We start from the raw sequence: 23,586 nt of genomic DNA, 5'->3' as shown, positions 1-23,586 counted from the left end.
TTTATATTGGGCAGTCATGCCGGCGCGCCGTGCGACGCGCCGTTTCGTATCAGCCCTGGCGGGCCTTGAAGCGGGGATCCGTCTTGTTGATGACGTAGAGGCGGCCCTTGCGGCGCACGACCTGGCAGTCCCGGTGACGGTTCTTCAGCGATTTCAGTGAGCTGCGGACTTTCATGACCTCAGGTCCTCTAGGATAGAATTTCGGCGCATTTTCAGCGGAAGCGGGCATATATGGACGACGTCCGGCGAAGTCAATGCGCGGATGGCAGATGCGACAGGCTTGTCGACTCACCCGTTTCCCAACCCGGATCCTATTGCAACCGAAGACAAAGTCTGGCCAATCCGTCATGAAAGCGCCCTATCGCGGGCCTTGCCGGACTGTTAGAGTCCGTCCATGCGATTGTTCCTGCTTTCTTCCGTCTTGCCCGTTTTCCTGCTGTCGGCCTGCGCGTCCGTCGCGGCGCCCGACCCTGTTCCGGCGGCCGAACCCCAGGTTCAGACACCCGTGGTGCAAGCGCCGGTCACGCAATCCGCGCCGGCCGTCCAGCGACCGACGTTCGAGGCCTATCGCGACGGTTTGGCGAGACGCGCCATCGCGCGGGGCCACGATGCGGCCCTCGTGGCGCGCACGATCGGGGCGGCCGAATATTACGAGCGCACGCTGAAGCGCGACGCCAACCAGCCCGAGTTCACCAAGCCCGTCTGGGACTATATCCGGGGCGCCGCCTCTGCGGACCGGATCGATCGCGGCCGCGCGGAGATGGCCGAACATGCCGATACGCTGGCCGCCGTGGAGCGCGCCTACGGCGTTCCGGCCCACATCTTGGCCGGTATCTGGGGCCTGGAGACCAGCTATGGCCGGATCATGGGCGATTTTGACCTGTTCACCACCCTCACGACCTTGGGCTATGACGGCCGGCGGCGCGATTGGGCGGAAGAGCAGGTCTTCGCCGCGCTGGAGCTGATCCGCTCCGGCGACGTGCGGCCCGAACAGCTGCGCGGCGCCTGGGCGGGCGCGATGGGCATGACGCAGTTCATTCCGACGACCTTCCGCGACTATGCCGTGGATTTCGACGGCGACGGCAACAAGGACCTGTGGGGCAATGAAGGCGATGCGCTGGCCAGTGCCGCCAACTATCTGACCCGGTCGGGCTGGACGCCGGGCGTGCCGGTCGCGGGCGAAGTGGTCCTGCCCGACGGGTTCGACTATTCCGTGTCGGAAGTGGAAACGATGAGCGTCGCCGATTGGGCGCGGCTCGGCGTGCGTCCGGCGAACGGGGCGGACTGGACGCCCGGCGACGCCCGGCTGCAGGCGCGCCTACTCGCTCCGGCGGGATATCGCGGGCCGAAGCTGCTCGCCTTCGACAATTTCGACGTGCTGATGCGCTACAATCCGGCCAGCGCCTATGTGATGGGCATCGCCAGCCTCGGCGAGGCGCTGCGCGGCGGCCAGCTCGTGACGGCCGGTTGGCCCGAAGGCGACATGGGGCTGAACAAGCCGCAGAAGGAAGCGTTGCAGCAAGCGCTGACCGCGCAAGGCTACGACACGAAGGGCGTGGACGGCCTGATCGGCCCCGCCACGCGCGCCGCCATCCGCGCCTGGCAGCGCGACAACGGCTTGCCCGCCGACGGCTATGTGGAGCAGACCCTGTACCGGCGGATCGTGGGTTAGGACCGGCCTTCCACTCCCCGTGGGGGGATAGCGAGGCGTCACCATGCACCGGCCTCTCACCCGCACGCCCGCCCCTTCGCTCGACTTTTCCCGCCCTGGCACGCCAGCGGCGCGGGATTTCGGCGACATCTATTTCTCGACCGACGGCGGGCTGGCGGAAACGCGCGCCGTCTTCCTGGAAGGTTGCGGACTGCCGGACGGGTGGAGGGGCCGGCCTGTCTTCACGGTCGCGGAGCTGGGCTTCGGGTCGGGGCTGAACTTCCTCGCCACCTGGAAGGCCTGGCGCGACAGCGGGGCGGCGGGACGGCTGCACTATATCTCCGTCGAGGGTCATCCGTTCGAGCGCGCCGAACTGGCCCGCGCTCTGTCGGCCTTTCCGGACCTGGCCGACCTCGCCGCTCCGCTGCTTGACAGCTGGCCTGGCCCCGTGCGCGGCGTGCACCGCCGCCATTTCGGCGCGGTGACCCTGACGCTCGTTCATGACGATGTCGTTTCCGCTCTGGCCGGGCAGGACTTCCATGCCGATGCCTGGTTCCTAGACGGCTTTTCGCCCGCCAAGAACCCGGACATGTGGTCGCAGGACGTCATGGCCGAGGTCGCCCGCCTGTCGGCGCCCGGCGCGCGTCTGGCGACGTTCACCGTCGCGGGCGCGGTGCGGCTGGCGCTGGGAGCGGCCGGATTCGAGGTGGAGCGCAAAGAGGGCTTCGGCCGCAAGCGCCACCGGCTGGAAGCGCGGTTGCCCGGATCGCCGTCCCGTTGTCCTTCGGTCCGGATGCCGACGATCGTGGGGGCGGGCATTGCCGGGGCGTCGGTCGCCCGCGCCTTCCGACGCCGCGGTCTTTCGCCGACCGTGCTGTCGGACCCGGACCATGTGGCCGCGTCGGGCAATCCGGCCGCGCTGGTCAAGCCGAGGCTCGACCTGCAGGACCGGTCCGAGTCGCGTTTCTTCCTGTCGAGTTTCCTCTACGCCCGCGCGGCCTATCGCGGCCTTGTCCTGCAGGCGGGCGTGACGCACCGCCCGAAGGACGACACGCAAGCCGACCGGCTGCGGCGGATCGCGCGGAACGAACCGCTTGGGCCCGGTCATCTGCGCTGGGAGGCGGGCGCGCTGGAGATAAACAGCGCCGTCGTGATCGATCCGGAAGCGGTGCGCCGCGACTTTCTGGCAGGCTGCGAGCTTCAGGAGCGACGCCTCTTCGATCCGTCGGAAATAGACGGCCCGGTCATCCTCGCCGCCGGTTACGGCATCCGCGATCTATGGCCGAAGACGGCGTTCCGCTTTTCGCGCGGGCAGTTGAGCTGGGCGGACGGCACGCTCGAGCGTGCGCTGACCTATGGCGGCTATGCGATCGGGCTGGACGGCCGACTGCTGCTGGGCGCGACGCATGACCGGATCGTGGACCATGCGGACGCCTTCGAACTCCGTCCTGAAGACGACGCCCGAAACACCGCGCAGGCCCGCGACCAAGGGCTCGATCTCGGCGATCCGGTAACGTCCTGCCGCGCCAGCGTCCGGGTCAACGCGCCGGATACGTTGCCGCGCCTGATGCGTCTGGAATCGGAAACCGGACAGGAGGTCTGGATCCTGTCCGGTCTGGGATCGCGAGGGTTCGTGTTCGGCCCGCTTCTGGGCGAGGCGCTGGCGTCGGCCTATCTGGGCGAGCCGTCTCCGCTGGAGACGGGGTTCGCCGAGCGGATCAGTCTGTGTCCCAATTGATGTCGGCGGATCCCGACGCTCTTTGATCGATCGACCCGGTCAGGCGTCCCAGCGTCACGTCGCCCGCGCCCGAAGCCCTGACATAGGCATTGCCGACGGTCGCGGCGATGTCCACATCGCCGGACCCGCTATTGCGGACCACTAGATTGGGGATTTCCCCGCCGTCGATGACGACGTCGCCGGAGCCGGACTTCTCGACCTCGAAATCGCCGTCGACCTCCACGATCTCGATATTTCCGGACCCGGATTTCTCGATGTCGGCGCGACCCGTGATCAAGTCGATCTCGACGTCGCCGGAGCCGGACTGTTCGAGGTCGAACCGTCCGACGCGTTTCAGCTCGATATCGCCTGAACCGGATTTCTCGGCCGTAAACGTGCCGACATTGGCCGCCGTGAAGTCGCCGGAGCCGGATTTGTCCAGGCGCACCGCTGTCGTATCGGCGAGGGCAACGTCGAAACATCCCGAGAGATCCAGTTCCGCGCGGTCCAACGCCACGTCCGTTTCAAGCCGCACGGCGCTGCTTTCGATGGTGAGGTCGGACCCGGACGGGACGCCGATCCGCAATTTGGGATAGTCGGCCAGCCGGGTGTCCCCCGCATAGTCTCTGCCGTTCCAGTCCAGGTCGAAGGACACGCCGCGGCCCTTGCAGGCGTCGTTACGGGCCCGGTTGTCCATGCCGCCATCGACGACGATCCCCGACGGGGAGTCTCTGAAATCGACATCGCCCTTGCGGCCCTGTTCGATCAGTTCGACCCCGTCCGAACCTTCGACCAGCATGACCGTGCCAACGAAGTCGCGAATCGTGACGTCCGTCGCGAAGGCCGGGGCGGCGCTCAGTGCGGCGGCCGCGCCCATCAGGAGAGCGGCGCGCCTCACAGCCGCACTCGGATCGGGGCGGCGGACTTCAAGCGCAGTTCCAGTGTAAAGTCGGTCGTGTTCGCGGCCTTGGTTTCCAGGCCGTCCGCGTCGAGGCCAATCTGCATCCCGGCGACGCAGACGCTCACCCCGTCGATCGGGTTGGCGATATCGGGCTTCGGGACAAGGCCCGCCGGCAGGATGGCGATCGTTCCCGCCAATAAGGTGGTGGCTATGATATTCATTGTTCTTGTCTCCCTCTTCTATCGTGGTGTCCGGACGTTGGACCGTCCGGACTTTTCTTATGTCTGCGGGCCTAGCTTTCCAGGTCCCGGAAATCGCGGCGCAACCGCCATTCGCGCGAGGTCACGGACCGTTCCAGATCCTGCAGCCGGACTTCCAGCGAACGGAACTTGGACCGGACGTCCGAATAGCGCGGCGCATCGACCGGTCCGGCGTCCGGCAAGCCGTGACGGCGGGCCTTGCGATGGGCGCGCCGCTGTTCGCGGCGTTCGCGGACGTAAGGCGCTCGCTTGTCCGACGGGATGAACATCCACATCAGGAAGTAGATCAGCACCGGGAAGCCCAGGAAGATCACGGCCAGGACGAAGAAGATCCGCATCGGCCCGTGATCGATGCCGAGCCAGTCGCCGAGACCGGAGCAGACTCCGCCCAGAATGCCGTCGATCTTGTTGCGGCGCAGCTTGGGGCGTTGACCGTAGTCGCCGCTTTCGCGCGATTCCCACGTACCGTGATCGTCTTCCCAGCGTTCTTCATATTCGTAGCGGCGCTTTTTCATGATTTCTCCCTCCAGTTCGGTATCTCGTCGTCCAGAATGTTCTCCAGCACCTTGACGCGCTGGTCGAGGATGTCGGCGATGCGCGACATCTGTTCGAGTTCGGCGCGGTGGGCGCCGTTTTCCGGCGTGCCGCCTCCGCCCATGCGCTCTTTATGCTCGTAGTGGGTCTTCAGCATCGAGGATGCGATTCCCATGACGATGGCGACGATGGGGATCATGAAGACCAGGACTTCGGGTCTCAACATTGGTGTCTCTCTTTTCGTCTTGCGTTGATCGGTCGGGTGGTACGCCCGGAAGGACGGGAACCGGCACGAAGGGTTGGCCAGCCATGATATCCCGCATAATCCTCCCGGACGTGTCTGTCAGCCTTGCGGCCGATTCCGATCAGCTCGCTTTCTTGGACGGCTTTTCGGACTTGTTGGCGGCCTTTTTCGGCTTGCTCATCCGGGCCTTCAGCGCGGCCAGCTCGTCTTCCAGCTCGTCGTCGGTTTCCAGGGCGGCGAACTGGCTCTCCAGGCTTTCGCCTTCGCCGAGATCGAACGCCTCGACATGGGCTTCCAGCTCGTCGACCTTGCGCTCCATCCGCTCGTAACGGGACAGGGCGTCGTCGACGCGGGTGTCCACGATCTTGGACCGCATCTTGACCTGGCTGCGGGCGACCGTGCTGCGCATGGTCAGCGCCTTGTGCTTGGCCTTGGCCTCGTCGAGCTTGGTCTGCAACTTGGACAGGTCGCCGTCCGCTTTCGCGATGGCTTCGTCCAGCACCTCGATCTCCTTGCCGACCACGTCGGCCATGTCCTCGGCCTGGCGCTTGGCCTGCAGCGCTCCGCGGGCCAGGTCTTCCCGGTCCTTGGTGATGGCCAGTTCGGCCTTGTTCGCCCAGTCGTCGGCGCGCTTGCGATAATCGTCCTCGCGGCGCGTCAGCTCCTTGCGCTCGGCAATGTGACGGGCGGCGTCGGTGCGGACCTCGACCAGCGTGTCTTCCATCTCCTGGATGATCAGGCGGGCGATCTTTTCAGGATCTTCGGCCGCCTCGATCATGGCGTTGAGGTTGGAATTGATGATGTCGCCCATGCGGGAAAAAATACCCATTGTGTCTCGTCTCCTTTGAGAATGGTTGGATGGTCCTGGCGCCTTACGCCAGGATCGCGGCGATCAGGAAACCTGCGGCGAAGAAGCCCCAACATTCCTTGTCGCGGGTGGTGATGTATTGGACGAAGCGAGCGCCTTTGACGCGCCAGCCGTCCGGTCCTGTGTAGCGCGGATCCATCAGAGAATTTCCTCGTAGGTGTCCACGGAGCCGTGCATCGGCATATAGCCGTAGCTGCCGGTGGTGCGCACGCTCATCGCGGCGTAGCCGCGGCGGCGGCGGGCCCGGCGAACGGAGCGCGACGGCGCTGCGTGTCCGGTGATGGCGTTCAGATCATTGTCGATGGTGCGGTAGGTCATCATCGTCTCCTTTCGTCTCTCTCTATTCGTCCCGGCGAGGCGGGCTCTGGTGGGTCGGACGCTTCCGGTCCGTTTCGATGATTTGAAGATGATGAGTCCGGCGCCTTTTGTCACGAAAAACTAAATCTTTGAAAAAATTGTGTTTTCTATCTTTCTTACCGACAAACGGTAAATGGATTGGTCTATTTTCCACATGGTTTGGCTGGATTAGTCATCAAGTCTGGCCTATTTGGCCAACATGCCCATGCGTTCTCAACCGATCGGATCGAGTCCCTCCTTCATGGCGCTGATGGACCGCGTCTCCGACTATGCCTCGACCGACCGGCCCGCGCTGATCGTCGGCGAGCGCGGCACCGGCAAGGAGCTGATCGCGTCGCGCGTTCACTTCCTGTCGCCGCGCTGGGAGAAGATCTTCGTGCGGGTGAACTGCGCCGCCTTCGATGACGACGCGCTGGACCGCGAACTGTTCGGCCAGACCTTCATGGATGGACGCGCGGACACGAACGGCCGGTTCTTCGAAGCCGATGGCGGAACGCTCTTCCTGGACGGGATCGAGCACATGCCGGTCCACCTCCAGGAAAAGCTGATGCAGACGATCGAGCACGGCCGGGTCCAGGCGACGGGCGAGCTCTACGCGGAAGAGGTGGACGTGCGGGTCGTGGCCGCGACCGACGCCGACCTGCCCGGCGCGGCCAGGCGCGGCGATTTCCGCGCCGACCTGCTCGACCGGATCGCTTTCCACGTCATCACCCTGCCGCCCTTGCGCGCCCGCCCCGACGACCTGCCCGCCCTGATCGAGCATTTCGGACGGGTGGTGGTCAGCCAGCTCGGCGCGGACGCTTTCCCAGGCCTGACGGCCGAAGCCCACGAACGGCTGCGCAATCATCCCTTTCCCGGCAATGTGCGCGAGCTCAAGGGCCTGATCGAGCGCAGCACGGTCCGGGCTTTCCTGGCGGACGAGGCCTTGGGCGAGCCCATCGCGGATCTCGACCTCGACCCGTTCGACAGTCCGCACCGCATAGTCGGAGGGCCTGGGCCGGAGACCCCGCACCAAAAAGCCATGCCACGCGTGCAAGCCGCCCCGCACTTGCAAGCTGGCAAGGATGAAGACACGGAACCCGGCGACGCCCCGACCGATTTTCCCGGCCGCGTGCGCGCCTTCGAACGCGGCCTGATCGACGAAGCGCTACGCGCGACGAACGATCATCAGGGCAAGGCGGCGGAGCGGCTAGGCCTGAGCTATCATCAGCTGCGGGGCTTGCTGCGCAAACATGGTCTGAAGAAATAGAGGTCCGAAAACCCGGTTTTCCGATTACGGAAAACCGGGTCCGGGCGTTTGACGGCCAAAGGAGCCGGTCACCCCCGCGACCGGCATGTCCGCCGTCCGCCCGTCGGCCGGAGCGTTCGGAAACGAACCGCCCCGGCCACCCTCCTTCTGGCGCGGCGACACTGAACCATCACTGAACGGCTGGCTCCAACTCTGGCTGGCCCCAACTCTGGAAAACATAGGCACCGCCGATCAAAATTGACGGAAGCAACGATTGGACGAATGTAACTGTCGCGTCTAGAGATTGAGAGAACCGCCAAGAAGAGCGGCCAGAAACACCTGCAAAAGCTCTCCCGGCCCCACCGACCCGCACAAGGATCCCCCATGAACGAGATGTCTCCCCCCATCGGCAAATGCCCCGTCATGCATGGCGGCGCGACCAACCGCGCCAGCACGTCGACCAAGGATTGGTGGCCCAACGGTCTGAACGTCGAAATCCTGCACCAGCACGGCGCCCGCACCAATCCGATGGATCCGGATTTCGACTATCAGGAAGCCGTCAAGACGCTCGATTTCGACGCGCTCAAATCCGACATCAACGCCCTGTTGACCGACAGTCAGGAATGGTGGCCGGCCGACTGGGGCCATTATGGCGGCCTGTTCATCCGCATGTCCTGGCACGCGGCCGGCACCTACCGCACCCATGACGGGCGCGGCGGCGGCTCGACCGGCAACCTGCGTTTCGCGCCGCTCAACAGCTGGCCCGACAATGGCAATCTGGACAAGGCGCGCCGCCTGCTTTGGCCGATCAAGAAAAAATACGGCAACGCCCTGTCCTGGGCCGACCTGATGCTGCTGGCCGGCACGGTCGCCTATGAGAACATGGGTCTGGAGACGTTCGGCTTCGGCTTCGGCCGCGAGGACATTTGGGGCCCCGAGATCGACGTGAACTGGGGCGAGGAGAAGGAATGGCTCGCGCCAAGCGAGGAACGCTACGCCAATCTGGAAGACGCCATGACGCTCGGCCCCAATCTGGCGGCCGTCCATATGGGTCTGATCTACGTCAACCCGGAAGGGGTGAACGGCAATCCGGACCCGGCCCGCACCGCCCAGCATATCCGCGTCACCTTCGCCCGCATGGCGATGGACGATGAGGAAACGGCGGCCCTGACCGCCGGTGGCCACACGGTCGGCAAGGCGCACGGCAATGGCAATGCGGACGCGCTCAGCCCCGAACCCGAAGCCGGCGACCTCGCCTTCCAAGGCTTTGGCTGGATGAACCCGGATGCGGACGGCAAGGCGTCGAGCCACATCACCTCGGGCATCGAGGGCGCGTGGACGACCGAGCCGACCCAGTTCGACATGGGCTATTTCGACATGCTGTTCGGCCATGAGTGGGAGCTGACGACTTCGCCCGCCGGCGCCAAGCAGTGGAAGCCGGTCGACATCGAGGACATCGACATGCCGCGCGATCCGGATGACGGCTCCACCAAGACCATGCCCGTCATGACCGATGCCGACATGGCCATGAAGGTGGACCCGATCTACCGGGAAATCTGCGAGCGCTTCATGGCGGACGAAGCCTATTTCCGCGACACGTTCGCCCGTGCCTGGTTCAAACTGACCCACCGCGATATGGGCCCCAAGGTCAACTATCTCGGCCCCTGGGTGCCGAGCGAAGACCTGATCTGGCAGGACCCGGTTCCCGAAGGGCCGACCGCCTACGATGTCTCCGCGCTGAAATCGGCTATCGCCGAGAGCGGTTTGAGCCAGGCCGACATGATCGCGACGGCCTGGGACAGCGCGCGGACCTTTCGCAGTTCCGACAAGCGCGGCGGCGCCAACGGCGCGCGCATCCGGCTAGAGCCGCAAGTCAACTGGGACGCCAACGAGCCGGAGCGCCTGCAACGCGTCTTGGCCGTGCTGGAGCCCATCGCGGCCGAGCACGGCGCATCGGTGGCCGACACGATCGTCCTGGCGGGCAATGTCGGCATCGAAATGTCGGCCAGGAAAGGCGGCCTCGACGTGGACGTGCCGTTTTCCCCGGGCCGCGGCGACGCGACCGAGGAGCAGACCGACGCGGAGAGTTTCGAGCCGCTCGAGCCGAAGGCGGACGGATTCCGCAACTTCCGCCGGGACGACGTGCCGACATCGGGTGTCGAGGAAATGCTGCTCGACCGGGCGCAGCTGCTGGGCCTGACGGGTCAGGAACTGACCGTGCTGATCGGCGGGTTGCGCGTCCTGGACATCAACCATTCGGGATTGGAACACGGCGTGTTCACCGACACTCCCGGTACGTTGTCCAACGACTATTTCGTCAACCTGACCGATATGGGCTTCAGCTGGGAAACGACGGACACGGACGGCCTGTTCGAACTGCATGAGCGTGGCTCCGGCACGAAGCGGTTTTCCGCCACCCGCGCCGACCTCGTCTTCGGGTCGAACTCGATCCTGCGGGCCTATGCGGAAGTCTATGCCCAGGACGACAACAAACAGAAGTTCGCCGACGACTTCGTGGCCGCCTGGACCAAGGTCATGAACGCCGACCGGTTCGATCTGGTCGACTAGGCGGACCCGTTCTCGAACGAAATTGGCCGCGCGGGAAGGAGACCTTCCGCGCGGCCTTTTTCATGCCGGCCCGCGCATATCTGCATGACAGTTGCGCGGCTCCCCGGAGCGGACGGCCCTTTCCGGACCAGGATTGTCCCTGTAGGCTGCGTAAGCAAGGAGGTCGCCTGGATCATGCCTGAAAGAATGACGGAGTCCGCCCGATCACGCGCCGCCGCAGCGGAGCGGCGTCGCGAGGCCAAAGCCAAGTTCAAGCGCTACGCCTTGTGGTACGTCGCCATATCCCTGCCGATCTGCCTGCTTCTGATGTTCTGGCCCATGGCCGAAAACGTCACCATCCATGGGAAGCTCGCCCACTACGTCGCCATCCCGCTCGCCTTCCTCAGCGGCCTGTTCTTCATGGGCGTCATCTTCTTCTCCAGCCACAGCGGCGCCGACGAACAGCCCAACTACGTCAAGATGATGGAAGAGCAGGAACGGCGGAAGCGCGAAGGATCTTCATAGAATCACCCTTGCTCGATGTGACGGAGGAGGGCGTCCAGCATCGAATCGCCTTGTCCTGAGCCGAGAGGTCCAGAAAGAGCAAGATCCGGATAGACGGGTCCAGGCGTGGTATCGCCGTTCGGTCGGACGATCAGCGATTTCGGGAATCCGACCGTGAAACCGGATTCCGGCAGGGTGAAGGTTTCCATCGAGCCATAGGTCGTCGCGAAATCCGTCGTCGCCTCGCCCGCCAAGGTCGCCCACCCATAGTCCTTCAAGATGCTCGCCACATTGACCGCGTTGGAATAGCTGTTGCGGTTGATCAGGGCATAGACAGGTCCGGAAAATCTCTGGCCGTCACGGGGCTGTGCCATGGGCAGGTCGAAGTCGAAAGTTTCGCCATGAGGCGTTTCCGCATAGAGCCTGGCGAACTCCACGCTCGGACCCTCGGTCGCACCGGAGGCTTCGAGCCGCGCGGCATTGGACGCTTCGGCCTGCGCGCTGGACCGGACCCGGAACTCCGAATAGAAGCGGAAGGGTTCGTCCGCGATCCAAGCCAGCATCGGATCGCTGAAGCTGTTGTCGCCGCCGGGATTGTCGCGCAAATCGAGGATCAGCGTCGTCGCGCCTGCATCCAAAAATGTCTCAAAAGCAGTGTCGATGAACGTCACGAAGTCGCCATTGTCCCAGGATCGGGACAGGTCTTCGGCATTGTAGAACGGTCCCGGCTTCAGATAGGCGGTTGTCCCGATAAGGCGCGACTCGCGCAAGGACGCGCCGGCCGAGCCGCCTTCATCGCCTTCGGCATTGGCAGCCTGTTCCACCGTCGTCAGGGTCGGCACATCGATAGTGCGGACCGTACCATCGGCTGTTTCCACCCGCACCGAATGGGACGGACGCTCGCCCGTCAGCGTCCAGAGATCGCGCGGAAAGGTGAATTCCATGAGCGAAGTCGCGATGTCCCGCGTATCCGCGGAAATGTAGCGCGACATTCGGTCGACCCAATCGCCGGTCGGAACGCCGTCGATAGCGATCAACCGGTCGCCTTCGCCGATTTCGTCCAGACCCGACATGTTCGAACCGACATAGACCGCTTTACCTTCGATGCGCGGATAGAGCGGTAAGGCGCGGCCGCCCCGGTCGCGATAGGCGCTCCAGAGTTCGGACGGAAAGTCGATCCGTGCATGGGCGACATCCCCGAACGCCGCAAAGCGTTGCAACGTCTTGAACAGGTCGAACCGGCTGACCGGTTCGGACAGCGCCGCGTCCAGTTCGGCGAACAAGGCGTCATGTTCGGCTTCGCTGCGATTGGCGAAGAGATCGAAATGCGCCTCGCGCAGGCCCTCATAGAGCGCGCGCAGATCGGCTTGGGCGGCGGCGGGATCGATCGTCTCGCGCCAATAGAGTTCGGTCTCGGACAGCGCGCTGGAGAGCGGAGCGTCGTCCGTCACTGAGTTTTGCGTACCCACCGGCTCGGCCTCAATCGATGGGAGGACGCTCCCGGGCTGCGGCGCGCAGGCGAGAAGGGCCGAACTGGCAGCTAGCAGTGTGAGAACATGACGTTTCATCTTGAATGTCCATATGGCAATAAGGTGTGTGTTTGCTTCCAACTCTGACGACCGGTCGTCTGCGTGACCATGACCGAACCCTCCTTTTATCCTCCCGAAACCCTCTCCATGCCCCGACCAGATACCCATAGCGAGACCGCCCCGCCCCGCTTCCGACTGGGTCGCTGGAACGTCGATGCCTCGCGCGGCACGTTGCGCAGCGGCGCAGAGGTCAGATCGCTCGAACCCAAGGTGATGGATCTGCTCATCCGGCTCGCCGGCGATCCGGGACAAGTCGTGACGCGCGAGGCACTGGACGCCGCGCTCTGGCCCGGCGTCATCGTCGGCGAAGACGTTCTGTCCCGCACCCTGTCGAAACTGCGCAAGGCGCTCGGCGACAGCGCGTCCGATCCCATCTTCATCGAGACAATCCCCAAGCGGGGCTACCGTCTGCTCGTCCCTGTCCGTCCCATCGAACCGTCTGAAGCGCAAGCCGCGCGTCCAAGACGGCAGCGCTTGCTTTTATGGATCGGTTCGGCAGCCCTGATTCTGATCGCGATCGCCGGAATCGTCCGGATCGGAGGCGATGCGCCGTCCCTCCCGCCAGACGCCGGAACGCCGGTCGCTTCGGATATGGCTGAGGCCGAACGGCTGACCCGCCGCGCCGACGATCTCTACATGAATTTCACCCGTGCCGACAACGAAGCCGCGATCAGCCTGTATGAACGCGCCGTCGCGGCCGATCCGGCCTATGCGCCCGCGCAGGCGGGTCTGGCCAACGCGTTGGTGCAACGCGTCGTGCGCTGGAGCGGCCGTCCGGGCTCGGGCATGGCCGCCGACTCCCTGACCGAGGCAATGCGGACCGGGATCACCTCGACCGCCGAAGCGCGCGCGGCGCTGGACCGCGCCGTGCGGTTGGGCGAACGCGCCGTGCGCGACAGCCCCCGTGACGCCGACACCCACAAAGCGCTGGGCTTCGCCCTATCCGCGTCGGGACGCCTAGACGACGCTGAACGAGCGTTCGACGCCGCCATCGCGGCCGACCCCGAAGCCTGGGAGGCGATGGTCAATCTGGGCGAGATCCGGGGCATGCGCGTGCCCGGCAGCGGTCTGGCGCACTATATGCGCGCTCATGCGGCGATGCGGCGGGCCTATTCCGGCTCACCGCACACGATCGGACCGTGGCTTGCGCCGATGGGGGTGATGATCGGCGATGCCCACGCCGCACAAGGCAGACCCGAGGAGGCGGAACGCTGGTATCGCCGCGTGCTCGACGACACGCCGTTCGAACCGGAAGCCACGGCCCGTTTGGCCCGTCTGCGCCTGGATACGGGCGACGCCGTTCTCGCGCGCGAACTCTGCCGCACGCTCGCGGATCGCATCGGTCCGACCCCCGCCTGCCAAAGCGTTCTTAAAGATGCGGGTAGTTAGTGCGTCGTGGGACGGCTAAGTCCGTCGCAATGAAAACAGCGGGTCGAACATCCATTCCAGCAAGGACCGCCGGTCGGTGATGACGTCGCCTTGCAAGGTCATTCCCGGCTTGAGATCGATTCGTTCGCCATATGCCGTGATGCTCTGGTCCTCTAACGCGACTCTCAACTGATAAACGGACTGATCGTACGGTATCGGGCTTTCGATTTCCCCCGGACGGAACGGCGTGGCGGAGATTTGCGAAACACGACCCCGATGCGCGCCGAATTTTTGGTAGGGAAAGGCGTCGAGAAGGATGTTTACGGGCTGACCGACATCCGTGAAACCGACAGCTGAAGAGGGCACCAGCAAGCGCGCTTCGAGAATGGCGTCTTCTGGCACGATCACGGCGATCGCAACGGCAGGGTCCACCACGCGGCCCAGCCTTGCCTGGAGTCCGGACACGGTTCCGCTGCGTGGGGCGCGGACAATATAGAGGCTCTGGGCTTCGATGGACGTTCGTGTGTCCTGCAAAGCAGAAATTTCCTGTCGCAACTGCGACATTTCCTGCTCACGTTGCTTTGGCAAATTCCTAATTTGAAACCGCGTATCTTCAAGACTGGAGCGGCGCGCAATGAGTTGCTGTTCTATTGCCTGCAGAGCGATGCGAGCTTGCAGCTCTTGGGATTCGACCTGCTCGTATTCGAGTTGCGAGACTGTGTCGTCGGCTAACAACTGCTCGAACTTTTCCAGCCGCATCCGGGCAAGATTGGCAACGACCTGTTCCAGATCGCGCCGTTCGGACAGCGCCCCGACTTCCAGCTGAAGATTCTGGATCGCCGCATTCAGCCGTCGCCGTTCCGCTTCTGAGCGAGCCTCGATCCGTGCCTCGCGGTTGTTGAGTTCCGCGATCCGTTCGTCCGTCGATGCCAGACGACGTTCGGACACGAACCCCGCATCGGTTTCGATATCGACACGGCTTTCGAACAACGGATCGCCCTGCCGGACCGCGTCCCCTTCGGAGACGAAGACATCCGTGATCATTCCGCCCCGGTCGGCCCGTACCGTGGTCAGCCCTGTCGTCGGCGCGATGAAGCCGACCGCAGTTTCCTTGCGCGTATAGTCACGCGACGCCGCATAGATGACACCCGACAAGACGATGGTGAAAAAAAGCCCTGCCATGACGTAGAAACGCACCGGCTGAACGAGAATGACGTCACCGTGCAGCTTACGCCGCTTATTGTCGATGGCTTCCTGACGAAACAGGCTCATATATCTGCCTCCGCAACCGTTTCCAGCTCGACCACCTGCCCATTATCAATCCTGAAGACACGGGTGCAATGACGGACGGCAGCCGGACGATGCGCGACGATGATCTGCGTGATCGGCAGTTGGGACAATGTTTCGACGATGGCGGCTTCCGCATGCGGGTCAAGATTGGCCGTGCCTTCGTCGAGAAACAGGATGCGCGGATTGGCATAGAGCGCCCGCGCCAGTAATAGACGTTGCACCTGCCCGCCCGACAGCGACGACCCCATATCGCCGACCAGGCTGTGATAGCCCATCGGCATGGCCATGATATCCGCGTGCACATGCGCGGCCATGGCACAGGCTTCGACGCGCGCCACATCGATCTCCGGATCGAAGAAGCTGATATTGTCGTAGAGTGATCCGGTCAGCAATCGGTCGTCCTGCATGACCACGCCGAGCTGGCTGCGGATGGAGCGAATGCCCGTCGCCTCGATCGGCCGACCATCATAGAGCACGTCTCCTTCGACCGGATTGTGCAGGCCAATCAGGATCTTCAGCAAAGTCGTCTTGCCACCACCGGACGGCCCGGTCAGCGCGACACGATCGCCCGGCGCGATCTTCAGGTCCACGTCCCGTACGATCCAGGGATCGGCATCGCCGTACCGGAAAGACAGGTTCCGCGCCTCGACTGCGCCCGTCAACGGCGCGCCTGCCCCGACTGGCGCATCGAGACCGGGCTCCGGCTCGGAATAGATGATATCCGCCAGGCGCTCCAGATGCAGCCCGACCGTGCGGAATTGGAAGAACAGATCGATCAGCGAATTGATCCGGTCCGCAAACTGCCCCCGGTAGCTCTGGAAGGCGAAGAACATGCCGAGCGTCAGCTCGCCATTGATGACCAGCATGGCACCCAGGAAGTAGATACCCAGCTCCAGCAGCCCGAACACGCCGCGATTGGCCGCGCCGGACAGGATGGTGAAGCGTTGCAGCCGCAGATCGACATTGATCGTGTCGGCATAGGAATTCTGCCAGTGGGCATGGCGTTCGCGTTCGCGCCCGAAAATCTTGATGGCGCGGATGCCGCGCACCGTTTCCAGCGAGATGGTCTCCAGCTCTGCATCCTTCTGAATGCTTTCTTCCTCGAGCCGCAGCACATGCGGAAAGGTCGCCAACCGCACGAGAAAGGAGAGAAACACGACCCCGATCACGACACCGGCTAGTAGCGGGGAGTATAGAAACATCACGACCAGCGTGACGACTGCCATGAGGCCGTCGAGGAGTACGGTCACGAAGGACTGGGTGAACAGATCCTGCACGGGCTTTAGGCTGCCCATCCGGCTCATGATGTCGCCGATGTGGCGCTTCTCAAAGAATTCCGCCTCCAGCCGCATGACGTGGCGCAGCATGTTGGACCGCATCTGGTAATTCAGCAGCGTGCCGAAATACATCGACACCCATTCGCGCAATAGCTCCACCAGCGTGCGCGCGACCAGCAACAGGGCGAAGCCCAGGATCACGACCTGCAGGAAGTTCGTGTCGCTCTTGGCGATGGCCTCGTCCACCACGAGTTGGTTCACCAAGGGCGCGACGATGGCGAAGACCTGCAGGACGAGCGACAGGGCGATGATCTGCAGGATGATCGGAATGAACCCCGTCATCTTGTTCCACAGATCGAAGATTCGGACCCGCTCCTTGGTCGGCTTCTTGGCGAAATCGGGCGTCGGCGTCAGTTCCAGCGCGACGCCGGTGAAATGCTTCGACACCTCGGCCAGCTGCAGGGTCCGTTTGCCACGTGCCGGATCGTGGATCACGACCTTCCCGCGCCGCACGGCCTTCAGCACGACGAAATGGTTCAAATCCCAATGCAGGATGCAGGGCATGCGCAGCTTGGATAGTTCGTCCAGTTCCAGCCGGAGCGCGCGGGAGGAGAAGCCCAGCCGGTCGGCCACCTCCGACAGGCCCTGCAGGTTCACGCCCTTGATGGACACGGAAAAACGCCGCCGCAACTCGTTGAGCGAGGCCGAATGACCGTAATGACCGGCAATCATGGCCAGACAGGCCAGGCCGCATTCGGCGGCTTCGCTCTGCAGGATCAGAGGCAGCCGCGACCGCCCGGACAAACGGATGGCGTTCAAGGCATCGCGGTCCGCAGCCATACTCTGCGTCAAGGCTTAGCTTTTCCTGCAGTGTTCGCCAACGTCAACAAGCCCCATCCATTGCCCCGCGACCATTGCGCATCGCACCATAGACAAGGTCTGGCATAGGGTTCCATAAAATTCTTCTATAAATTGTATAGTATCTTTGTTCGACATGTGCAGGTGCATTTCATGTAAATGCTCGCGACAAACGATGACAATGAAATGCAAGCTGGGAGGCAATATCGATCAGGCCCGTGTTCTTCCGAAAGAGGTGAGGGTGCGTCTCGCGAGTGCAGCCGGAGCCCACCCTCACCTGCCAACAGGCCTCTCCGATTTAAGGCGTTCATGCCCGCCCTTCAAGCCCGCACCCCATTCCGGTGAAAGCCGGAATAACCCCGGTCATCCCGACCGGACCACGGCGTCCAAGCCCTGCAGCCGGAGCCGCCGTGGATTGCTAACAGGTCGCCGCTAACTCTGCGGCTACCGCATCAATATGGAGTACATGATGCGTGAATTAACAACGGATGAAATGCATAAAACAGGCGGCGCAATCTGGGCCAATGTTGCTGGCGGCGCATTGGGCGCATTTGGTGGCGGGGTTTCAGCTGCGGTCGCAGGCGGCGGTCCAAGAGCTGTTTTTTGGGGAACAGTTGGTGGAGGAGCGGCTGGAGCTATGAACCCTATCCGAGGGGGAACTTCTGCTGTTAGAGGCATCTACAGTAGCCTAGCCCTGATTAGCGCTGCCACAGTAGCTGGAGCCTAGCATAAGTTTGGCTAAAGCCAGATAATATAATTAGAGTGGGCCTACTTAAAGGCCCACTCAGCCAACATACAAAATGGAGAAGTGATTATTTATGATTAAAACTAAACATATTAACTTAATCCTAATGATGTTAATGTTTGCATTTATATATGCGATGGCGTCCGCAGGGTTTGATCTCAGCTCTAATAAAAACTTTGTACTCTATGGGCTGGCCCATTTAGGATTTTTGGTGTTTCTCCAGCTTGCAAAACACATCCTTCTGCAAAAGCTTAAAACTCAAGAATAACTTTCCAATTAAACCTAAAATGTAAACCAGTAGTAGTTAATTTTAGACTTTGAACAAGCTTCAAAGCTTCTAGTAAGGAAGATAGCTTTAAATACAGCTTTTGTTTGCGCTAGCTTCGCGGCTCTTATAAGTAAACTGTCCCGCATCGTTGAGCCGACGCGTTACCTGACCCCGCCCTTTCAGACAGTTCAGATGCGCCACGCTTTCGCCGACGGCCATGATGCGATTGCGGTCGTCGATTTCGCGGCGGAACAGGACGGGATAGACCTCGGTCGCCATTTTCGGCTCGCGGCAGAAGTCGTAGAGGCGGTCGAGGGCCTTTTCATGGTGTTCGATCAGCTTGTTGAGCCGTTTGTGAGCACCGCGGAACGGGATGCCGTGGGCCGGAGCGATGAGCGTGTCTTCCGGCAATTCCTGGATCAATTTGTGGCAGGAGCTGATCCAGTCCTCCAACGGGTTGCCTTCCGGTTCGGTCGGCCAGACGGAGACGTTGGACGAAATGTTCGGCAGGAGTTGGTCACCCGTCAGGCACAGGCCCAGTTCCTCGCAATAGAGGCAGGCATGTTCGGGACTATGGCCGGATCCGATGATGATGCGCCAGGTGCGCCCGCCGATCTTCCCCCATTCACCGTCCGTCAGCCGGTCATAGGCGTGCGGCAGGGCGCTGACCGCCTTGCCGAAGCCGCCGAAGCGTTGCTTGTAGAGCTCGATCTGCTCCGGCGTGAAGCCCGCCTTCCGATAGAACTTGATTCCCGCCTGCGGCGCGGGATGGCCCGTATCGGCGACCAGCAAGCGGCACAGCATGTATTCGCCGCGCGTCATCAGCAGCGGTGCGCCGAACTTGCGGCAGATCCAGCCGGCAAGTCCCGTATGGTCCGGATGGAGATGGGTGCAGATGACCCGGTTGACGGGCCGCCCGCCCATGAGCTCCCGAAAATGGCTTTCCCACTGCCGTTTGCTTTGTGCCATCGCGATGCCCGTATCGACCACGACCCAGCCGTCCCCGTCCCGCAGCGCATAGAGATTGATGTGGTTCAGCCCCGCCATCGGCAGGGAAAAGCGCAACCAGAATACGCCGTCGGCCAGTTCCCGCACCTCGCCAGGCTCCGGCGCGTCGTCGGTGACGAAGTCGAGCAGGCGCGAGCTTGTGTCGCGCGGCAATAGCGACGCATCGTGCGGACTGCGCGGGCTTTTCTTTTTCAGGATAGCGGGCGTCTTCATTCCGCCCCCTTACGCGGCCGCACGGCAGGCGTCCAATGACGCCCGCGCCTGGCCGCCATGCGGCCTCATTCTTCCTCGTCGCCCAGCCGCGGATCGCCGCCATTCTCCATCGCGCGCTGCTCTTCATATTGCGGTGCGTCCATGCCCTGGCCTTGATATCCCTGGCTGGCGAAACCGGGATTTTCCGGGTTGAGGCCCGCTTTCACGCGCGGATCGACTTCGGTGAAGCCTTGGTCGGGATAGGCGTCGGTCAGAGTCTTCGGCGCTTCGGAGTCGTTCGGTTTGATATTGGCCATGATATAGTCCTTGCAAAGCCCTGCCCCCTAATCACTCTCCAGGCCGCGCTTGGTTCCCACAGGAGCCGCCAATCGCGCATTGCCTTGCCCGGATCACCGCCCTACTCAGCGCCCATGCCCGTCCTGCCCAGCGCCATCGATACGACCTCTGTGGAATTCGCGCAGAACCGCGCGGCGATGGACGCGCTGACGGAAGACCTGCACAAGCTCGTCGCGCACTACGCCCAGGGCGGCTCCGAGCGCGCCCGCGACAAGCATGTCTCGCGCGGCAAGCTGCTGCCCAGGGAACGCGTGGAGCGCCTGCTCGATCCCGGCTCGCCTTTCCTGGAACTCTCCCAGCTGGCCGGGCACGGCATGTATGAATTCGAAGTTCCCGGCGCAGGCATCATCACGGGCATCGGCCGCGTGTCCGAGAGGGAATGCATCGTCATTTGCAACGACCCGACCGTGAAGGGCGGCACCTACTTTTCCATGACCGGCAAGAAGCAGCAGCGCGCCCAGGAGATCGCGTTGGAGAACCGCCTGCCTTGCATTTATCTCGTGGACTCCGGCGGGGGCTACCTGCCTCGCCAGGCCGAAATGTTCGCCGACAAGACCCATTTCGGACGCAGCTTCTTCAATCAGGCCAACATGTCGCGCCTCGGCATCGCCCAGATCGCCTGCGTCATGGGCAGTTGCACGGCGGGCGGCGCCTATGTTCCCGCCATGGCGGACGAAGCGGTGATCGTCGCCAATCAAGGGACAATTTTCCTAGGCGGGCCACCGCTGGTCAAGGCCGCGACCGGCGAGGAGATCGACGCGGAAAGTCTGGGCGGCGGCATGCTCCATGCCAGCCAGTCCGGCGTCGTCGATCACCTGGCTGCCGACGACGACCATGCGCTGGCCATCGTGCGAGACATCGTCGCCACGCTGGAACCAAGCGAGCCGCACTTCCTGCCCACGGGCCAGGGCGACGATCCGCTTTACCCGGCGCATGAACTGGGCGGCGTCGTGCCCGCCGACATTCGCAAGCCCTATGATTGCCGAGAGATCATCGCGCGCATCGTGGACGGCTCGCGCTTTTCGGAATTCAAGAAACTCTACGGGCCGACGCTGGTCACGGGATTCGCTGAGATCCACGGTTATCCGGTCGGCATTCTGGGCAATAACGGCGTGCTTTTCTCGGAGTCCGCCATGAAGGGCGCGCATTTCATCGAATTGTGCTGCCAGCGCAAAATCCCGCTCCTGTTCCTGCAGAACATCACCGGTTTCATGGTCGGGTCAAAGGCCGAAGCCGGCGGCATCGCCAAGCACGGCGCGAAGATGGTCCACGCCGTGGCCAACGCTCAAGTGCCGAAATTCACCGTCGTGGTCGGCGGCTCCTACGGGGCTGGAAACTACGGCATGTGCGGCCGCGCCTACGAGCCGCGCCTGATGTTCATGTGGCCGAATTCGCGTATCTCCGTGATGGGCGGTGAGCAGGCGGCCAATGTGCTGGCCGACGTGGCCAACGGATCGGACGACTGGAGCGAGCATGAGCGCGAAGCCTTCATGAAACCGATCCGCGACAAGTACGAAAAAGAGGGCCATCCCTATTACGCCTCCGCCCGCGTCTGGGACGACGGCATCATTGCGCCGGAGGATACGCGCCGGGTATTGGGGTTGGGGCTGGCGATGAGCGCCAATGCACCGGTGCCGGAAATGGATTTTGGCGTGTTTAGGATGTGAGGCGAGAATTCAATCTGGGAGACCGAATTTTCGCCGAACCGCGCATCCGCGCGGCAAGAGATTCAAAACCGAAAGGCCCGCGACACCGCCAAATCCAAGACCCTTCCTCACGCTCATCCCGAACCCGATTTGGGATCCAGACAATGAGAGAAGCCGATATTGGTCCGGATCTGGAACGCGCTTGTGCGGTTTCGTCGCTGGGATGAGCGGATAGTTTGAGGGAAGATAGACATGCCGGACATCACCAAGATCCTCATCGCCAACCGGGGCGAGATTGCCTGCCGCGTGATCCGCACGGCCCGTCGCATGGGCATCGCCACGGTCGCCGTCTATTCCGACGCCGACCGCGACGCTTTGCATGTTCGCATGGCGGATGAGGCTGTCCATATCGGCCCGGCACCCGCCAACGAATCCTACCTTCTCGCCGACAGGATCATCGAGGCCGCCCGGCAAACCGGCGCCGACGCGATCCATCCGGGCTACGGCTTCCTGTCCGAAAATCCCGCCTTCGTGCGGGCCTGTGAAGCCGCCGGGATCGTTTTCATCGGCCCGTCGGCCTCCGCCATGGAGGCCATGGGCCTAAAGGACGCGGCCAAGGCGCTGATGAGCGAGGCGGGCGTTCCCGTCACGCCGGGCTATCAGGGCGAGAACCAGGACCCGGACCATCTGCAGAGCCAAGCCGGCGAGATCGGCTATCCCGTTCTGATCAAGGCGGTCGCGGGCGGCGGCGGCAAGGGCATGCGCAAGGTCGAGAATGCAAAGGACTTCAAGAACGCCCTCGGCTCCGCCCAGCGCGAGTCTCAGTCCGCCTTCGGCAACGACCATGTGCTGATCGAGAAGTTCATCTCCTCGCCCCGTCATATCGAGGTGCAAATTTTCGGCGACCGCTCCGGCCACGTCGTCCATCTGTTCGAACGCGACTGCTCCATCCAGCGCCGCCACCAGAAAGTCATCGAGGAAGCTCCCGCCCCCGGCATGACGGACGCGGTGCGCGACGCGATGACGGACGCCGCCATTCGCGCCGCCCAGGCCGTGGACTATGTCGGCGCGGGCACGGTCGAATTCATCGTGGACGGATCCGGCGCGCTCAAGACCGACGGCTTCTGGTTCATGGAAATGAACACTCGCCTGCAAGTCGAACATCCCGTGACCGAAGAGATCACCGGCCTCGACCTGGTCGAATGGCAAATCCGCGTCGCGCGCGGCGAGAGCCTGCCCGACCAGGCCGAGATCGAGATGGACGGCCATGCGATCGAGGCGCGCCTCTATGCCGAGGATCCCGACACCGATTTCACGCCCAGCGTCGGGCGTCTGCACCATTTCCGCTATCCGGACGATCTGCGCGTCGATACGGGCTTCGAAACGGGCGACCATGTGTCCCGCCATTACGATCCGATGATCGCAAAGCTGATCGTCCATGCCGCGACGCGCGACCAGGCGATCGACGCGTTGCGTCGTGCGGCGGCCAAGACATCCACCCATCCGGTCAAGACCAACGCCGCCTTCCTGCAAGCCATTCTGAAGACGCAAGCGTTCCGCGCCGGCGACGTGGATACGGGCTTCATCGCCGCGCACGACCTGGCCGGCCGCGCGCTGCGCCTGGAGAAGTTGGCCAAGCGCATCGGCCCGCGCCCCGGCCCGGGGCCGTTCGGCGATGTATCGGGCTGGCGCCTCAACGGCCCGCCGCGCCGCGTCATGCATGCCTATCTGGACGGCGAACTGACCGAGCTGCCGCTGAGCGCGGGTAAGGGCAAGCACGGCATCGTGCGCGTAGGCGGTCAGGCTGTGCGCATCGGCGTGCCGTCCGACCTGCTGGACGCCGCGCTGGGCGCCGACACGGTGAGAGCTCCCATGCCCGGCAAGGTCATCTCCATCTTGGTCACCCAGGGCGACACGGTCACCGCCGACCAACCCCTCGTCATCCTCGAAGCCATGAAAATGGAAATGACCCTGAAGTCCCCGCGCGACGGCATGATCGCCGCAGTGAACGCGGAGGTTGGAGCACTGGTCGATGACGGGGAAGCCTTGGTCGAACTGCAATCTGATTAGATCAGTTTCCCAGTCCGCGGTCCGGCTCGCAGTTTTGCGTTCCCAGCTCTAAATTGGCCTCTTTTAGGTTTGCGTCCCACGTGAGGGTCTAAGATTGCCTAAGGCAA

21 protein-coding genes are annotated in these 23,586 nt (G+C 63.3%); 8 read left to right on the top strand and 13 right to left on the bottom strand.

Annotation, left to right across the window (positions count from 1 at the left end):
- Positions 1–49: 49 nt before the first annotated feature.
- Positions 50–175 carry a type B 50S ribosomal protein L36 gene (gene ykgO, locus Q0718_RS06720; RefSeq protein ID WP_284373277.1) on the bottom strand — a complete coding sequence of 42 codons (126 nt, stop codon included), beginning with the start codon at positions 173–175 and terminating at the stop codon, positions 50–52.
- 219 nt (positions 176–394) lie between these two features.
- Here ykgO and Q0718_RS06715 point away from each other — a divergent pair, with 219 nt between their 5' ends.
- Positions 395–1,672: a lytic murein transglycosylase gene (locus Q0718_RS06715; protein ID WP_298915342.1), complete on the top strand. Its 1,278-nt coding sequence runs from the start codon at positions 395–397 to the stop codon at positions 1,670–1,672.
- Positions 1,673–1,715: 43 nt separating this feature from the next.
- Positions 1,716–3,389 (top strand): tRNA (5-methylaminomethyl-2-thiouridine)(34)-methyltransferase MnmD, encoded by a 1,674-nt coding sequence (gene mnmD / locus Q0718_RS06710; RefSeq protein WP_298915339.1) that lies wholly within the window; start codon positions 1,716–1,718, stop codon positions 3,387–3,389.
- Here the strand turns inward: mnmD and Q0718_RS06705 are convergent.
- The 7 genes from Q0718_RS06705 to Q0718_RS06675 form a co-directional block, all read right to left on the bottom strand.
- Positions 3,370–4,266 carry a DUF2807 domain-containing protein gene (locus Q0718_RS06705; RefSeq protein ID WP_298915337.1) on the bottom strand — a complete coding sequence of 299 codons (897 nt, stop codon included), beginning with the start codon at positions 4,264–4,266 and terminating at the stop codon, positions 3,370–3,372. The two genes, mnmD and Q0718_RS06705, sit on opposite strands and share 20 nt — an antisense overlap.
- Positions 4,263–4,490 (bottom strand): hypothetical protein, encoded by a 228-nt coding sequence (locus Q0718_RS06700; protein WP_298915334.1) that lies wholly within the window; start codon positions 4,488–4,490, stop codon positions 4,263–4,265. The genes Q0718_RS06705 and Q0718_RS06700 overlap by 4 nt, the downstream gene beginning before the upstream one ends.
- A gap of 71 nt (positions 4,491–4,561) precedes the next feature.
- Positions 4,562–5,044 carry a PspC domain-containing protein gene (locus Q0718_RS06695; protein WP_298915332.1) on the bottom strand — a complete coding sequence of 161 codons (483 nt, stop codon included), beginning with the start codon at positions 5,042–5,044 and terminating at the stop codon, positions 4,562–4,564.
- Positions 5,041–5,289, bottom strand: a complete 249-nt coding sequence (locus Q0718_RS06690) for an envelope stress response membrane protein PspB (RefSeq protein WP_298915329.1) — start codon at positions 5,287–5,289, stop codon at positions 5,041–5,043. The genes Q0718_RS06695 and Q0718_RS06690 overlap by 4 nt, the downstream gene beginning before the upstream one ends.
- A gap of 139 nt (positions 5,290–5,428) precedes the next feature.
- Positions 5,429–6,136, bottom strand: coding sequence for a phage shock protein PspA (pspA, locus tag Q0718_RS06685; protein WP_298915326.1), 708 nt, complete (start codon positions 6,134–6,136; stop codon positions 5,429–5,431).
- A gap of 43 nt (positions 6,137–6,179) precedes the next feature.
- Positions 6,180–6,314: a hypothetical protein gene (locus tag Q0718_RS06680; RefSeq protein WP_298915323.1), complete on the bottom strand. Its 135-nt coding sequence runs from the start codon at positions 6,312–6,314 to the stop codon at positions 6,180–6,182.
- The gene (locus Q0718_RS06675) at positions 6,314–6,493 is read right to left on the bottom strand and encodes a hypothetical protein (protein WP_298915321.1); all 180 of its coding nucleotides are present in this window, start codon (positions 6,491–6,493) and stop codon (positions 6,314–6,316) included. Before Q0718_RS06675 ends, Q0718_RS06680 begins: the two co-directional genes overlap by 1 nt.
- Before the next feature lie 244 nt (positions 6,494–6,737).
- Here Q0718_RS06675 and Q0718_RS06670 point away from each other — a divergent pair, with 244 nt between their 5' ends.
- The 3 genes from Q0718_RS06670 (at position 6,738) to Q0718_RS06660 (ending at position 10,832) form a co-directional block, all read left to right on the top strand.
- Positions 6,738–7,781: a sigma 54-interacting transcriptional regulator gene (locus tag Q0718_RS06670; protein ID WP_298915318.1), complete on the top strand. Its 1,044-nt coding sequence runs from the start codon at positions 6,738–6,740 to the stop codon at positions 7,779–7,781.
- Positions 7,782–8,144: 363 nt separating this feature from the next.
- Positions 8,145–10,328 (top strand): catalase/peroxidase HPI, encoded by a 2,184-nt coding sequence (gene katG, locus Q0718_RS06665; RefSeq protein WP_298915315.1) that lies wholly within the window; start codon positions 8,145–8,147, stop codon positions 10,326–10,328.
- Positions 10,329–10,502: 174 nt separating this feature from the next.
- Entirely contained in the window at positions 10,503–10,832 is a 330-nt protein-coding gene (locus tag Q0718_RS06660) for a hypothetical protein (RefSeq protein ID WP_298915312.1), read from the top strand.
- Positions 10,833–10,834: 2 nt separating this feature from the next.
- On the opposite strand, the gene Q0718_RS06655 is transcribed toward Q0718_RS06660, so the two are convergent.
- A complete protein-coding gene (locus tag Q0718_RS06655; protein WP_298915309.1) occupies positions 10,835–12,280 on the bottom strand; it encodes a S41 family peptidase in 1,446 nt (481 codons plus the stop codon).
- 207 nt (positions 12,281–12,487) lie between these two features.
- On the opposite strand from Q0718_RS06655, the gene Q0718_RS06650 reads away from it, so the two are divergent.
- Positions 12,488–13,789, top strand: coding sequence for a tetratricopeptide repeat protein (locus Q0718_RS06650; RefSeq protein ID WP_298915306.1), 1,302 nt, complete (start codon positions 12,488–12,490; stop codon positions 13,787–13,789).
- Between the two features lie 15 nt (positions 13,790–13,804).
- On the opposite strand, the gene Q0718_RS06645 is transcribed toward Q0718_RS06650, so the two are convergent.
- The 4 genes from Q0718_RS06645 to Q0718_RS06630 all read right to left on the bottom strand — a co-directional run bounded on the left by Q0718_RS06645 (position 13,805) and on the right by Q0718_RS06630 (position 19,723).
- Positions 13,805–15,040: an HlyD family efflux transporter periplasmic adaptor subunit gene (locus Q0718_RS06645; protein WP_298915303.1), complete on the bottom strand. Its 1,236-nt coding sequence runs from the start codon at positions 15,038–15,040 to the stop codon at positions 13,805–13,807.
- Complete coding sequence (locus Q0718_RS06640) at positions 15,037–17,187, bottom strand: peptidase domain-containing ABC transporter (protein WP_298915301.1); 2,151 nt, start codon at positions 17,185–17,187, stop codon at positions 15,037–15,039. The genes Q0718_RS06645 and Q0718_RS06640 overlap by 4 nt, the downstream gene beginning before the upstream one ends.
- Before the next feature lie 1,106 nt (positions 17,188–18,293).
- Entirely contained in the window at positions 18,294–19,427 is a 1,134-nt protein-coding gene (locus tag Q0718_RS06635; protein ID WP_298915299.1) for an MBL fold metallo-hydrolase, read from the bottom strand.
- A 65-nt stretch (positions 19,428–19,492) separates the two neighbouring features.
- On the bottom strand, positions 19,493–19,723 hold the full coding sequence (locus tag Q0718_RS06630; RefSeq protein WP_298915297.1) for a hypothetical protein: 231 nt from the start codon (positions 19,721–19,723) through the stop codon (positions 19,493–19,495).
- A gap of 114 nt (positions 19,724–19,837) precedes the next feature.
- Here Q0718_RS06630 and Q0718_RS06625 point away from each other — a divergent pair, with 114 nt between their 5' ends.
- The gene (locus tag Q0718_RS06625) at positions 19,838–21,430 is read left to right on the top strand and encodes a carboxyl transferase domain-containing protein (RefSeq protein ID WP_366523839.1); all 1,593 of its coding nucleotides are present in this window, start codon (positions 19,838–19,840) and stop codon (positions 21,428–21,430) included.
- 231 nt (positions 21,431–21,661) lie between these two features.
- A complete protein-coding gene (locus tag Q0718_RS06620; protein WP_298915292.1) occupies positions 21,662–23,479 on the top strand; it encodes an acetyl/propionyl/methylcrotonyl-CoA carboxylase subunit alpha in 1,818 nt (605 codons plus the stop codon).
- Positions 23,480–23,586 lie beyond the last annotated feature (107 nt).

Source organism: uncultured Algimonas sp., assembly GCF_947498175.1.
Classification (GTDB): Bacteria; Pseudomonadota; Alphaproteobacteria; order Caulobacterales; family Maricaulaceae; genus Litorimonas.
The sequence above is the reverse complement of the archived record's forward strand: the minus strand, read 5'-3'. Positions and strand labels throughout refer to the sequence as shown.

Coding starts and splice junctions, on each gene's coding strand:
- ykgO (WP_284373277.1), bottom strand. CDS start 175: ATGAAAGTCCGCAGCTCACTGAAATCGCTGAAGAACCGTCACCGGGAC.
- Q0718_RS06715 (WP_298915342.1), top strand. CDS start 395: ATGCGATTGTTCCTGCTTTCTTCCGTCTTGCCCGTTTTCCTGCTGTCG.
- mnmD (WP_298915339.1), top strand. CDS start 1,716: ATGCACCGGCCTCTCACCCGCACGCCCGCCCCTTCGCTCGACTTTTCC.
- Q0718_RS06700 (WP_298915334.1), bottom strand. CDS start 4,490: ATGAATATCATAGCCACCACCTTATTGGCGGGAACGATCGCCATCCTG.
- Q0718_RS06695 (WP_298915332.1), bottom strand. CDS start 5,044: ATGAAAAAGCGCCGCTACGAATATGAAGAACGCTGGGAAGACGATCAC.
- Q0718_RS06690 (WP_298915329.1), bottom strand. CDS start 5,289: ATGTTGAGACCCGAAGTCCTGGTCTTCATGATCCCCATCGTCGCCATC.
- pspA (WP_298915326.1), bottom strand. CDS start 6,136: ATGGGTATTTTTTCCCGCATGGGCGACATCATCAATTCCAACCTCAAC.
- Q0718_RS06680 (WP_298915323.1), bottom strand. CDS start 6,314: ATGGATCCGCGCTACACAGGACCGGACGGCTGGCGCGTCAAAGGCGCT.
- Q0718_RS06675 (WP_298915321.1), bottom strand. CDS start 6,493: ATGACCTACCGCACCATCGACAATGATCTGAACGCCATCACCGGACAC.
- Q0718_RS06670 (WP_298915318.1), top strand. CDS start 6,738: ATGCGTTCTCAACCGATCGGATCGAGTCCCTCCTTCATGGCGCTGATG.
- katG (WP_298915315.1), top strand. CDS start 8,145: ATGAACGAGATGTCTCCCCCCATCGGCAAATGCCCCGTCATGCATGGC.
- Q0718_RS06660 (WP_298915312.1), top strand. CDS start 10,503: ATGCCTGAAAGAATGACGGAGTCCGCCCGATCACGCGCCGCCGCAGCG.
- Q0718_RS06650 (WP_298915306.1), top strand. CDS start 12,488: ATGCCCCGACCAGATACCCATAGCGAGACCGCCCCGCCCCGCTTCCGA.
- Q0718_RS06645 (WP_298915303.1), bottom strand. CDS start 15,040: ATGAGCCTGTTTCGTCAGGAAGCCATCGACAATAAGCGGCGTAAGCTG.
- Q0718_RS06635 (WP_298915299.1), bottom strand. CDS start 19,427: ATGAAGACGCCCGCTATCCTGAAAAAGAAAAGCCCGCGCAGTCCGCAC.
- Q0718_RS06630 (WP_298915297.1), bottom strand. CDS start 19,723: ATGGCCAATATCAAACCGAACGACTCCGAAGCGCCGAAGACTCTGACC.
- Q0718_RS06625 (WP_366523839.1), top strand. CDS start 19,838: ATGCCCGTCCTGCCCAGCGCCATCGATACGACCTCTGTGGAATTCGCG.
- Q0718_RS06620 (WP_298915292.1), top strand. CDS start 21,662: ATGCCGGACATCACCAAGATCCTCATCGCCAACCGGGGCGAGATTGCC.